Origin of the sequence: Nostoc sp. NMS4, assembly GCF_017115095.1 — a bacterium.
GTDB lineage: Bacteria > Cyanobacteriota > Cyanobacteriia > Cyanobacteriales > Nostocaceae > Nostoc.
The window spans coordinates 1-12,790 of the sequence record NZ_JABXKI010000167.1 but is presented as its reverse complement, the minus strand read 5'-3'; the positions used below and the strand labels follow the sequence as shown (position 1 = coordinate 12,790).

The window sequence follows — 12,790 nt, the reverse complement described above, 5'->3', positions numbered from 1 at the left end:
AGTTTATTAAACTGGCACTTTAGTATTAATTTTCCATAAAAGTAACGCAAGAACCGAACGTTTTAAAGAATAGCCAAATTCAGCCAGTATGTCTTCTGGCTCGAATGACATCTCAAAATAGCTTCTGAAAGTGTATGAGTGATTTGGTTGGAGGATGGGAATTTTACTCATAGCTTTTAACGAGAGGAAGATAGTAATGAAAGCTAAACTTTACGATCAAATAAAAACATTGGCACAAGTGCAACCAGATTTTGCCGACCAGATGATTCCTAAAAATACACTGGGAACAATTGTAGAATGCTACGAAAATCCTGAAGGTTATGCAGTAGATATTGCCATACCCAATCAAAAGTTAGTTGGAGGCTATGAATACGTAAATGTTATTCTTACTGCTGACCAATTTGTGCTTGTGAATACTGTCTCGCAATCACTGAATGTTGTTACTCAGTAATGGCAAAACCTGATCGTGTCATGTGTAGGAGGATAGAGACGCGAATACCGCCCTTTTAGGTTACTTACCTCGTCAACAATTTCCGCCGCAGATTATCTAATGCTGCATTCGCACTTACATGACGAATTAGAGCGCGGCCTCGCACTGTACCAAACTGATACTCAAAACTTGTCACTTCATCCTTTGGGCCAGCTAAACCAACATAAACTAAACCCACCGGCTTTGTATCTGTGCCTCCAGTTGGGCCAGCAATACCAGTAATACTCAGTCCCCAAGTTGTTGCAAGTCGGGTTTTTACCCCAATTGCCATTTGCTCTGCAACGATCGCACTTACTGCCCCAAATTTATCTAAATCTTCCTGGTTAACCCCCAATAGCCTAACCTTCACCGAATTGTCATAAGAAATTACTCCACCCCAAAAGTAATCAGAACTCCCAGAAATCTCAGTCAACATTTGCCCTAAACCGCCACCGGTGCAAGATTCTGCTACTGAAAGCGTTTCTTTTGATGCCCGCAATAACTGACCGACCACGAAAGCAAGAGTATCATTATTAACGCCGTAAAAATCCAGTCCGGCAATTTCTTTAAGTTGTTTTTCAATGGGCGCAATCAAGGTTTCTGCTGCGGCTTCGGAAGTTGCTTTAGCAGAGACTCGCAATCTTACTTCCCCCTTACCTGCGTAAGGCGCTACTGTGGGATTTGGCAACTTCAAATAGGAAGCAACTTTTTCCGCCAAAGCAGATTCACCAATACCCCAAAATTTTAAACTCCGACTGTGAATAATTTCTTTACCCCAACCTTGACTTTTAAGAAATGGTACGGCTGTTTCTTCCCACATCGGATGCATTTCACTGGGAACACCGGGAAAGGTAAAAATTGTGATTTCAGGACGGGGTTGCCAAATGATACCGGGTGCTGTTCCAGTGGGGTTGGGGAGAATTTCTGCGCCTTGGGGAATCAAAGCTTGCTTGCGGTTACTTGGTGACATAACCCGACCACGTTGGGCGAATTTTTGGGTTATGTCTTCGATGATGTCAGAACGTTCTATCAACGGGACTTTAAAAAAATCGGCGATCGCTTCGCAGGTGAGATCATCTGGTGTCGGGCCGAGTCCACCAGTGAAAATGAGAATTTGCGCTCTGGAAATAGCAATTTCTATAACTTGCTTCAACCGTTCTGGATTATCCCCAACAACTGTTTGATAGTAATGGGGGATACCTAGCTGCGCTAATTGTTGCGCCAAAAATTGAGCATTGCCGTTGAGGATATCTCCTAGCAATAGTTCAGTACCAACACAAATAATTTCTGCACTCATTGGATTGGGGAAGGGGAGTAGGGAGTGGGGAGTGGGGAATGAGGGGAGTAAGAATTTTAGATTTTAGATTTTGGATTTTAGATTGAAATTTAATCCAAAATCGTCAATCCAAAATCTAAAATTGAATTGCCCAATGCACAATTATGCTAATGCTGGTACAGGAATTTCCAGGTGAGGATATAAGGGGAAGCGATCGCACAATGCCGCTACCCGTTGCCGACAATCTTGGGTTACTACGTCGGAATCTGGAGAAAGTAGGCGATCGCTAATAATATTTCCAATCTCGGTAAATTCTCCTACTCCTAAGCCTCGCGTTGTCATTGCTGGCGAACCTAATCTTAGACCACTGGTGACAAATGGCGACTGCGGATCGAAAGGAACAGTATTTTTATTAGCAGTAATATTTACGGTGCTAACTAGCTGATCCGCTTGCTTACCTGTCATACCAATCGAACGTAAATCTACTAGCATTAAGTGGTTATCAGTGCCATCAGACACAATCTTTAAACCCCGATTTTGTAATTGTTTTGCCAAAGCACGAGCATTTTCAATCACTTGGGCAGAATAGGTTTTAAACTCAGGTTTCAGCACTTCTCCAAAAGCTACTGCTTTGGCAGCAATAACATGTTCTAATGGCCCGCCTTGGCTGCCAGGAAAAACAGATTTATCTAGCTTTTTACCTAGTTCTGCGTCACCAGTCAAGATTAAACCACCTCTAGGGCCGCGTAGAGTCTTATGGGTAGTTGTTGTAACTACATGACAGTGAGGAATGGGATCGGGATGAAGACCACTGGCAACTAAACCAGCAATATGGGCAATATCAGCAAGTAAGTAAGCGCCGATTTCATCAGCAATACTACGGAACTTTTCAAAGTCAATTATCCGGGAATAAGCTGAATAACCACAAATCAGCAGCTTAGGACGCTCCCTCAGCGCCAGCTCCCGAATTTGATCGTAGTCAAGTTGTTCTGTTTGTTGACTGACACCGTAGTGGCTAACTTTGAACCACTTCCCTGAGAAATTTACAGGGGAACCGTGGGTAAGATGTCCCCCATGAGACAAATCCATCCCCATAATTTTGTCCCCTGGTTCTAGGAGTGACAGGAAGACAGCAAAATTGGCTTGCGCGCCAGAATGGGGTTGGACATTGGCATGAGCAGCACCAAATATCTCTTTAGCGCGGTCGATCGCTAGTTGCTCGATTTTGTCGATAAACTCACAACCGCCATAGTAGCGTTTACCAGGTAAACCCTCAGCATATTTATTTGTCAGTACCGAACCTTGAGCCGCCAGTACAGCAGCAGAGGTAAAGTTTTCACTAGCAATCAACTCCAAATGGTCTTGTTGACGCTGTAGTTCGTCATTGATTAACCCTGCGATCGCTGGATCGCTCGAAGAAAGAAAGTCTGAATTAGTCCTAGTCACTTGAATTATCCTTATGGAAATTTGTACAACGGCTGATTTTGGTTAGGCGCAGCACCTAAATATACAGTCAAGAGCAATGGTTTTTGACTGTTGTACAGAGGCGATTAATCGTCTCCGTACTCTGGAGGTTTATCTGTGCCAACTTATTTATTATTAGACCCAAGCTCGATTAATGCATTAATTATCATAACGTTGCTTTTTGAAATCCTCACCTTGCTGGGTGTTGTGAGGTCGTTATACAGTGTTTTTTATGAACCTATGTTAAATAACAATACAGTTCAGTTAAGCAATTTTTTCCTTCTCTTTCTTTTCTCTGCGTCCTCTGCGCCTCTGCGGTTCGTAAAAAAAAATAGACCTCTTGCATAAGTCGAATAGACCCCCTTAATCCCCCCTTATAAAGGGGGGAAACTTGAAATCTTGCGCCCTCCCCTTCACAAGGGGAGGGTTGGGGAGGGGTGATTCAAGGATTTTTGCAAGAGGTCTAATGACTTTGACAAAGACTGCTAGCCTTAACCCAAAAGTATTGTGTGAAATAATGCTGACTGCGTAGGCGTAGCCCGTCGGAGACATCGCTACTCAGAATGATTCGTGAACAACAAGAACCCCGACTTCTTTAATAAGTCGGGGTTCTGCGGGTTGCAATTCTCACAAATCAAAAAATCAAATAGGATTCATATAGCGATTTTGATAGTAAGCCAAAATCTGGTTAACTCGTTGCCGACTTTCTAAGCTAGAGTTTGCTGTCCACGAGAGACTCAAGCCAGCAATTTGACTTTGATTGTAATCAAACTGTTGGGATGACTGGGGAATTAAATCCACTTCCACCCCTTCGACTTGACGTAAATGAGCAGCTATTTCTCTATAAACAGCTAAAGGCAAACCAACGAATTCAATTTTTTCCTTAGTCTCCATCTTTATGAAGCTCCCACATTAAAAGAATTTTGGGGGGGCGTTGTCACTGAAATCGGATTGCCGGTAGCAGATGCAGCAGACGGCGTTGAATTCACAGCCCCTTCCCCTACCATTTTGGCAACTTCAATACCATATTGTTCCAAAATCACGATGGGGTTGTAGCCCTGATTCATTTCAATACGTTTAATCAGTACGCCATTTGCTAATCGCTGTCCCGCTTGTACATACCGACTTGTTGGCTCATCCGGTACTTTGATAATTGCCTGTGGTTCCTTACTAATTAGAACTACACCAGTCACAACTACTGCCCTTGCTAACTCAGGCTGTGTTGGCTGTGGCAATACAGAGACTAAAGTGGGGTTGGGAATAACTTGAGGCAAAACTTTAGGCAACACTGAAGTCAACGTAGGATTGACTTTTTTGGGGAGAGAAGAAACGTTATTTTTCTTTGGATTTAATTTCTTTGGATTGAAAGCGATGCTGCGTGTTGGAAGTTTTCGTACTACTAGTGATGCAGTAGGTAGCTTCGGCAACACGGGAACTGGTCTCCCAGATGTTTTAGACATTCCAGGAACAGTTTGCCCGAAAATTTGTGCAAAAGGATCGCTTCGATCCTTTGATACCACAAATTCTCGTATCCGCTCTGTAGCATTAGTGGATTGGATCAAGTTAACAGATGCAAGATTACCTTGTGAGACCTGTTTGGCAGGTATCACTGGATTCTTAAAGGATTGAGCCGCAGGTGGCGACTTTTTTGCTATTTTGGGAATTGGCACAGGATTGATAGCTTGTGGTGTATCTTCAGAAGCACATCCAGCGATCGCCAAAGTTAGAATAGCTGCAATTGTAATTTTTAAAGTTCTGCCCATGAGCCTTTCTCAAAAGCCATTGGAAAATTGAAAAGTGGAAATCAACATGCCTAAAATTTGGATCAAAGGCAAAGTATGTTCCCTTTATAACCTAATTTTTTACATTTCAAGGGTTATTTTTAGCACTGCCTACCCAGTATAACTGCGGTTTAGTGTTTGTTTGCAGTTAATCTTCTGCCACACCCATAAGCTCTTTCATCAAATCCAGCCCTTTCTTGACTCGACGGGAAACTGTTACTACACTGATGCCCAGATGTTCTGCAACTTGTTTTTGGGTCAAATCTTGCAAAAACACACATTCCAACACGTCGCGGGTACGTTGTTCTAGCTGAACCAACGCTTGTTGTAAGCGAAGTTGGTCTTCTTGTGCCAGTTGAAAGCTGCGATAGTGAGGATCTGGAACCAATTCTCCCAAGCAGGTAGAACCTTCTTCTCCATCTTGGATTGGCACATCAAGACTCAAGGGAGCGCGATTAACCCATGCTAATTTAATTTCTTGCCATTCGTTTGGAGAAATTTCCAGTGCTGCTGCTAATTCCGAGTCGGTTGGTTGACGATTGTGTTTTTCACGCCAAGAACGTGATACTCCTATTGCTTGCTGTTGGAGCGCTAACCATCTCCGAGGAATTCGGACGGTGACACCTTTATCTCGGAGATAGTGTTGAATTTCACCCCGAATATAGGGAAGAGCGTAGGAACTGAAGGCATGTCCCTTAGAAATTTCAAATCTTTCAATAGCTCTGATTAAACCCAAACATCCAACCTGGAGCAAATCATCGTAGGTTTCATGACATTGATTTGTCCAGTAGTGAGCTTCTTTTCTCACCAGTCCAAAATTGAGTTTTACTAGTTGATTGCGGATAGTTTCTGACGGAGATTGCTGATATTCTCGCAACAACTGCCAAATTTCGTGCTTTAGTTCAGTGGTGACTGTGGTAGGCATGGCACCGGGTTTATTGAGCAAATAAAGAATCTAATTATTCGCTTTTAAATTAAGCTGCGATCGCACGAAATCAAAGGCGATATTGCGATATATTTCCTAGCAGATACTATGGTAGATAATAAAGAAAAACTTTCTCTCAAAATTCCATAGGTTGCTTGACAATCGAGCAAAATTTAAATGGGCGAAATCACTATTTAGTTGGTTATTTATCTTTGGGATAACCTGTAGCTTTTTTAGAACCACATAGGAATAAAATATAAAATTAATCACTAAATATCAAACCGAGATTGTACTTAACTTGAATTAATTAATTATGAAGTTAATTTAGAGAAACAAAAGAACAGTAGTCGAGCTTTTATTTAATAAGCAAAAGTTAGATTTACAGTGAAATTACCTGCCCTTTTAACTAAAATTCATCCAATAGTTAAAAATTACTAATAATTTCACAAACATACTATGTATATTTACGCAAGCCAATAAAAAAAGGGAGTCTTACCCTTTTTCGTACTTAAGTCTATATTCTTTTAATAAAAGGAAAAAATTTAGATGCATGAATCAAGCGATCCAGAAGACTGAGGGATAAAAATTTTCCCAATTTTCAGGACTATTTTGCTCAGATTTAACTTTTCCCCATTTTTGTAAAAAATCTATCTACCCTCTTGACAAAAGAGGGTAGATAAGTTAACTTTTGCGATCAAGTCTGATACTTACAGAATTGTCGTTCTGAGTGCCAGTCAATTTAGCCACGAGTCGGTTCAACCCGCCCATAAAATAGACCGCGAATCTTGACTTCTTTAGGTTCGCCAGCACCTAAATCTGTATCAGATGGCTGTTCGCTCTCGAAAGTACCAGCAATTTCACCACTAGAACTGTCTATTTTGGCGATTTGCAGAGAAATCTTGCCATTGAGATTTTCAGCACGTTTGACGTTAGTGCGGGTAAGTTCTTCATCATCTGCTTGGGCGGGGAGAGCCACAGCATTATCGTAGCCACTAACGACACCACGACCTTTGGGATCTAGGAAAGCAGCACCACGATAGGAAGGAACTTTGAAGCTGCCTTCAAAGTCCGTAGAGGTGTTAATACTGGTCAAACTAGGTTGGGTTTGAGCAACCAAGTCTTTGATGGTGAAGAGGAAAGGTACTCGCTCACCACCAGGAAGTTGCACAGTGATGGCTTGGAAGTCAAGACCATCAGTTTCCGCAAAAGTCAGGCTATTATCGGCGTTGACTTTTAAGTTACCTTGCACCTGGTCAATGGTGGAAGTGTATCTAGTCAACAATTTGCCAGCAACAAATTCTGCTTCTTGCCGTTTATTAGCAGGTTCTTCTTTAATGAAGAAGCTAGTTGGTTCCAAGCAAAGTTCTTTGATGGCATAAGACTGGCTAGAATCAATGGGAATGGAACCACGGCTTGTTTCTGCTAGTTGGGGGCATTTGTTAGCCAAACCAGTGCCGCGAATTTGATCGTAAGTGAGTACATCTCTACCACTACTGCTAGCAGGAGCATCACTACAAGCGGTTATTAGTCCCAGGCACAAAGCCAAGAATGCAACAATTAAAGCGCGATACCTCATGGTCAACCTCAATCTCAAAAATTAATATCTAAGTTGTAAAACTGCATCGAAGCTTTGATCTCTGATGAGAAGACGCTACTCTGCGAAAAGCTACCTTTGTACGGACACGGCTTTGCTCTGATTGAGAGAGTTGAAGCAAGTGTTCGGGTGTTTAGGTTGTCAGCCGTTGCTCAAACTTTTCTCTGCTAAACGTAGTTAAACGTGTCGCTCTCTTGAGCTTGGGGTGTAAACCCCAGACTAAGTAGCACACTGCATCCATTTTGGATGTGTGTCACTAGGGGAGCAAAAAACCAGCAGTTTTACTGTTGGTGGCATTTGTTAAAGTTGGGCGGGTGGATGAGTAAGCCTCACACAGAGCAGCATAAATGCTTACCTCGAAGAGTGCGAACAGGGGTGTCTGCTTCACACTTTGCTTTTGCTGATGGCAAAAGCGGTGTCGCCCAAGTCTTTTTGTATCATGTATGTGACGCCACTACATACAGCCCATTGTTTGATGGGTAAATCAGCCAGATCATACGATTTTTTTTAACTCAAAATCAAAGTTCTCAAAATCCAAGAAAGTCTCGTCCCGATCGCATCTAGCTTCTGTAAAGCCTATGCTAAAGGTTACTACGCTCTTTTTGGAGCGATCGCAATTGCTTTTGATAAAGATACAAATCTAGTTATATTCACTCCTAACTAGGGCAAGTGAGGAGATGGGGTAACAGGGAAACAACTGACAAACTAGGGAAAATCAAAAATCTCCGGTAAATTTGAGTTGACCTCATTTACACGGAAAGGGTGGCATGAACGATCGCAAAAATATTCAATCGGAGAATTTGTCTGGTAAACTGCAAGCGATCGCAACTGTGGTGTATGATGCCGCTACAGCTTGTGAAGGCGATACTGTGACTCTTTTGGCTTTGCTGCGGCAATTGGAGCAGTTACACCGAGAGATCCGGGATGGAATTTTTCAAGAGAGTTTACCTGTTAACCGTCGCCAACTTTACTCACTGCTGAAAGATATTGAGTCTGAGGGAGGCTGGCCTTACATTGAGCGTATGAGGCTACAAGCCTTTTTAGCGAATTTTCCACAAGAGGCTCCCGAAGAAAACAGCCATGAAGTTTTGGAAAGCGATCGCTCATGCGGCTGATGAGCTAAAAATAAATTTCTAGCTCTGAATTAACAACTCCGATCGCCTCATCAACCGCTAAACCAAGAGCGGTTGCTCATTGAGGCTTTAATCTAATTCGTAATTCGTAATGACGCGACGCTCGAAGACTCGCTACCGCTCCGCTATCGCGGACTCGCTACCGCTACGCTAACGTAATTCGTAATTAAAAAGGCTTTGTACGGGTTATGCCATCACAAAGAAGGCGATCGCGCTCTTCAAGATTGTGGTTGTGCTTAAGGTAATCAGCGACCCAATCGCAACCACGAACAAGCAGATCGTCAAGATGTAAATTCCACAGAATTATCGTGTTGTCATCACTAGCTGATGCTAGTGTTTGACCATCTGGGCTAAAGCTAACACTTAACACCGGAGCGCGATGCCCATTGAGACTTTTAATTAATTTACCATCACGGCTCCAGAGTTTTACTGTACTGTCCCAACTGGCGGCGGCTAGTAATTCACCATTTGGGCTGAAAGTCACGGCATTGACGCTATCACTGTACCCTTTTAATAAAGTTTTTAACAACGTCCCATCCCGTCGCCACAGTTTCACGGTGTTATCCCAGCTAGCAGAAGCCAGCAACTCGTCAGTGGGACTAAAGCTGACACCCAATACCCAGCTATCATGAGGCGAGAAAGTTTTGAGCAAAGTACCATCCCGCCGCCAAAGTTTCACAGTTTGATCGTCACTGGCAGAGGCTAAAACCTGACCATCAGGGCTGAAATTGACGCTATTTACCCAACCCTGATGTCCCACTAAGGTTTTGAGCAACTTGCCCTCACGGTTCCAAAGTTTCACTGTTTTATCTTTGCTAGCTGATGCTAAAAACTGACCATCAGGGCTGAAATTGACACTCATGACACTATCGCTATGTCCGTGGAGAGTCATGATTAAAGTACCGTCAAGCCGCCAAAGTTTCACAGTTTTGTCATAACTTCCTGAAGCCAGCATTTCACCTTTTGGGTCAAAACTGACACTAGGAACTTTATTTGTGTGTCCCACCAAAGTTTTGTAAAGTCGAGTTTTGATCTCGCCACTACTGGTGTATCGCTGCCAAAGTTTGACAGTGCGATCGCTACTACCAGAAGCTAGCATCTGACCGTCGGGACTCCAAGCAACGCTCAAAACTCGATCCCGATGCCCTTGAAGAATAGACGGTCTTGGAGGATCTAAACTCCATAGTTTCACGCTTTTGTCAAAACTTCCTGAAGCTAGCAATTTGTTTTTTGGACTGAAAGCGACGCTAACCACAGCATCACTGTGTCCTTTGAAGGTTTTGAGTAAAGTACCAGTGATATTCCAGAGGTTTATGGTATTGTCTTCACCTGCGGAAGCTAATTTTTTACTATCAGAACTAAAGCTCAAACTCCAGACTGTACCGCTATGCTGCCGTAAAGTTTTATAAGGAAAAAACTCAAAACCGTCTTTATTACTGCTACTTTCCCGCCGCCAAAGCTTCACTGTCTTATCTCGACCTGCTGATGCCAAAAATTTACCGTTAGGGCTGAAAACAGCTACAATGACACCTTGCTGATGTCCCTGCAAAGTTGTCACGAGGCTACCATCCCGTCGCCAGATTTTTACTGTTTTGTCGTCGCTGGCCGAGGCGATGAATTGACCATCAGGGCTGAAGTTTACCCAATTAACCCACCCTCGATGTCCTCTCAGGATTTTTACTAAGCTACCGTCTTTGCGCCAGAGTTTTACGGTTTTATCCTTACTGCCAGTAGCTAAAAATTCGCCATCAGGACTAAAACTAACGCTATAAACCCAATCTTTATGTCCTCTCAGGGTTTTATATGGTTTGGGGTCAAATTCACCTGTAACCGAGTTTTTGTGCCAGATTTGCACTGTTTTGTCGAGGCTAGCGGAGGCTAGGGTTTGACCATCAGGGCTAAAACTTATACAAGTAACAGCATCAGTATGACCTTTGAGGGTTTGGAGTAAAGTACCGTCAGGATGCCAAAGTTTCACCGTCTGATCTCGGCTACCTGATGCTAGCAACTGACCATCCGGGCTGAAAGTTACTCCCCAGACGATATCAGTGTGTCCTTCCAGGCGGTTAACCTCTGTTACCCCATAAACTGCTTGTTGCAGGGCTGTTACCACCCGCATTCTGGTATCTGGCTGGACTCCATCTGCTTGTTTAAGTCCTCTCCAAGCCCGCAAACTTTCTAATAGGGCATCAAATTCCTTATTAGATGTAAACAGAGCTTCGCTAGCAGCAGTAATAACACTAATTTGCAAGTTAGTTTCACTGCTTTCGGCTCGTAGAGTTTGGCGGACTGCTGCTCTTTTTTGTAAGTCGGCTTGCCACCATAACGCTGCTATTGTTCCCCCCATGATTGCCAGGATTGCACCTGCTATCCGTGCTTCCCGCAGTCGCCGTTGCAATACCAAATTAAGTTGTTTTTGACTAAGTTGTTGGGCTACTTCTGCTCTAGTTTTTTCAAGTTTGATTTTTTCTAATTCGGCGAGCATACCATAGTTGTTTTTTTGGCGAATTGGTTCAACTAAATAATCGTGAACCAATTGGTAGCGATCGCCTAATTCTTCTCTAACTCGCAATACCAACCCTGAACCTACCAATATTTCTAAAATCAGTTCTCCAACTTTGTCAAAGCTTGATATTGTATCTAGATCATAATTATTCACTAATGCAATTGCTAAATCAGCTTTAGTTTTTAACGGTCGCGTCCCTTTTTCATCAGTTAACTCAAATAATAATTTCCAACTTAACTCTTCGTTTTCCTGGCCGCAGTCTTTGATAACTTCACCAAGCCAGCGTTCTACCAATTTTGTCGAGCCACCACAAAGCTTATATTCTGCAAGTGTGGTAATATTTTCTATTTGTAGTTGAGCGCCGACTATTTGTAATTCAATTGGATGTACTTCGTCTAGTTCTCCTGTCAAATCCTGCACTAATCGGTTAATTAAGTCCTCACTCATTTCATAATGCGAACGTTGAGTAAGACTATGAATTATGACTTTGGCATCTTGGCTAGAAAATTTTCCTAAATAGTAGCGAATGTCCTTATCAAGAATATTTTTATTAATTATTCCTAAATCATATAATCCAGTGCTATTTTTCTGGCTTAACCGTTCAAATTCTAATAAATGATGTAAGTAATCTTCTCGTAATGAAAGAATAATCTTTACATAAGAAATATTTAAACATTCACTAAAAAACTTGTAAAACTCTATTCGCTGTGTGGGAGGATTACTAACAAAGAAAAATTCTTCAAATTGGTCTAATATGATAACTATTGTATAATTACGCTCAGATACAAACCGAATTCTTTCTAGTATGATGGTGGGTGTAGAGTCAAGATTAACCGATATTCCTGTGTGTGATAAGGCTTTATTTATACTGCTAATTAAGATTGTCATCCAATCAGTATAAACAGACAAAATAATCGGTATAGGAATGCGTTCGCCGATAACTTTTCCCTTGAGTGCTGGAACTAAACCAGCTTTGAGAATTGAACTTTTCCCTACACCTGATGGCCCATAAATAACTGTGAGTTTGTAGTCAGCACGGGCAATTCTTTCAATTAAACGATTAACATCTTGTTGTCGTCCAGAAGCAGATATTTCTTGAGCAATTTCTTCAGGAATAATTGGTATTTTGTGAGGTTCCAGTACTGGGTTAATTCTGGGGCGTTGTGGCTGTAATTGACTTGCCCCAATGAAGGCACGAAAGCCATACTGATGTTCTATTTTAATTTTTTCTTGCTTTAGTTTAAAGGCTTCTGTATAGTTATGACACTCAAAAAAGTAAAGCGATCGCAGTTCCTCTAAAATCTCTAAATAAAGTAATGGCTGATGTTGTAGCTCACAAACTACTCTCGCCCATTCCAAGTTATTGATAGCTTCCTCGCACTCGCCCAAATGCCGTTGTGTGCGTGCTAGCAAGAGAAGATACCAACTTTCTTGTCGTCGCCTTTGCAAAGCGTCTCGTAAAGAAACTTGTGTTACTTCTTCGGAGATAGAAAGTGCTGTATTTGCTAACTCATGAGCCAGTACCCAATTCGATTCTGAAGCCGCTACATTTGCCAAAAAACCATAATTTTGAGCAACTTGTGCGGCAGTTCCATAAGTTTTATGTAGATGTAATGACTTTTGAGCTAATTCTTTTAAGTCA

9 protein-coding genes are annotated in these 12,790 nt (G+C 42.2%); 2 read left to right on the top strand and 7 right to left on the bottom strand.

All coding sequences use genetic code 11. From position 1 onward, the window contains the following. Window positions 1–196: 196 nt before the first annotated feature. Entirely contained in the window at window positions 197–451 is a 255-nt protein-coding gene (locus HWQ37_RS14215) for a hypothetical protein (protein ID WP_292748235.1), read from the top strand. A 64-nt stretch (window positions 452–515) separates the two neighbouring features. On the opposite strand, the gene HWQ37_RS14210 is transcribed toward HWQ37_RS14215, so the two are convergent. The 6 genes from HWQ37_RS14210 to psbO all read right to left on the bottom strand — a co-directional run bounded on the left by HWQ37_RS14210 (window position 516) and on the right by psbO (window position 7,491). Then, window positions 516–1,766 carry a competence/damage-inducible protein A gene (locus tag HWQ37_RS14210; RefSeq protein WP_292748234.1) on the bottom strand — a complete coding sequence of 417 codons (1,251 nt, stop codon included), beginning with the start codon at window positions 1,764–1,766 and terminating at the stop codon, window positions 516–518. Window positions 1,767–1,907: 141 nt separating this feature from the next. Further along, window positions 1,908–3,191 (bottom strand): serine hydroxymethyltransferase, encoded by a 1,284-nt coding sequence (glyA, locus tag HWQ37_RS14205; RefSeq protein WP_292748233.1) that lies wholly within the window; start codon window positions 3,189–3,191, stop codon window positions 1,908–1,910. Window positions 3,192–3,851: 660 nt separating this feature from the next. Continuing rightward, a complete protein-coding gene (locus tag HWQ37_RS14200; RefSeq protein WP_292748232.1) occupies window positions 3,852–4,103 on the bottom strand; it encodes a hypothetical protein in 252 nt (83 codons plus the stop codon). 2 nt (window positions 4,104–4,105) lie between these two features. After that, complete coding sequence (locus HWQ37_RS14195; RefSeq protein ID WP_292748231.1) at window positions 4,106–4,972, bottom strand: hypothetical protein; 867 nt, start codon at window positions 4,970–4,972, stop codon at window positions 4,106–4,108. A 166-nt stretch (window positions 4,973–5,138) separates the two neighbouring features. Further along, the gene (locus HWQ37_RS14190) at window positions 5,139–5,915 is read right to left on the bottom strand and encodes an RNA polymerase sigma factor SigF (RefSeq protein WP_292748230.1); all 777 of its coding nucleotides are present in this window, start codon (window positions 5,913–5,915) and stop codon (window positions 5,139–5,141) included. A 739-nt stretch (window positions 5,916–6,654) separates the two neighbouring features. Then, window positions 6,655–7,491: a photosystem II manganese-stabilizing polypeptide gene (gene psbO / locus HWQ37_RS14185; protein ID WP_292748229.1), complete on the bottom strand. Its 837-nt coding sequence runs from the start codon at window positions 7,489–7,491 to the stop codon at window positions 6,655–6,657. Window positions 7,492–8,276: 785 nt separating this feature from the next. Between psbO and HWQ37_RS14180 the strand changes: the two genes are divergently transcribed. Then, complete coding sequence (locus HWQ37_RS14180; protein ID WP_292748228.1) at window positions 8,277–8,624, top strand: hypothetical protein; 348 nt, start codon at window positions 8,277–8,279, stop codon at window positions 8,622–8,624. Window positions 8,625–8,808: 184 nt separating this feature from the next. Here HWQ37_RS14180 and HWQ37_RS14175 read toward each other — a convergent pair. Continuing rightward, a partial coding sequence (locus HWQ37_RS14175) for a WD40 domain-containing protein (protein ID WP_292748227.1) occupies window positions 8,809–12,790 on the bottom strand: 3,982 nt, incomplete at its 5' end.

What these genes read in the sequence shown, in the direction of transcription:
- HWQ37_RS14200 (WP_292748232.1), bottom strand. Translation starts at nt 4,103, where the DNA reads ATGGAGACTAAGGAAAAAATTGAATTCGTTGGTTTGCCTTTAGCTGTT.
- HWQ37_RS14215 (WP_292748235.1), top strand. Translation starts at nt 197, where the DNA reads ATGAAAGCTAAACTTTACGATCAAATAAAAACATTGGCACAAGTGCAA.
- psbO (WP_292748229.1), bottom strand. Translation starts at nt 7,491, where the DNA reads ATGAGGTATCGCGCTTTAATTGTTGCATTCTTGGCTTTGTGCCTGGGA.
- HWQ37_RS14195 (WP_292748231.1), bottom strand. Translation starts at nt 4,972, where the DNA reads ATGGGCAGAACTTTAAAAATTACAATTGCAGCTATTCTAACTTTGGCG.
- HWQ37_RS14210 (WP_292748234.1), bottom strand. Translation starts at nt 1,766, where the DNA reads ATGAGTGCAGAAATTATTTGTGTTGGTACTGAACTATTGCTAGGAGAT.
- HWQ37_RS14190 (WP_292748230.1), bottom strand. Translation starts at nt 5,915, where the DNA reads ATGCCTACCACAGTCACCACTGAACTAAAGCACGAAATTTGGCAGTTG.
- HWQ37_RS14180 (WP_292748228.1), top strand. Translation starts at nt 8,277, where the DNA reads ATGAACGATCGCAAAAATATTCAATCGGAGAATTTGTCTGGTAAACTG.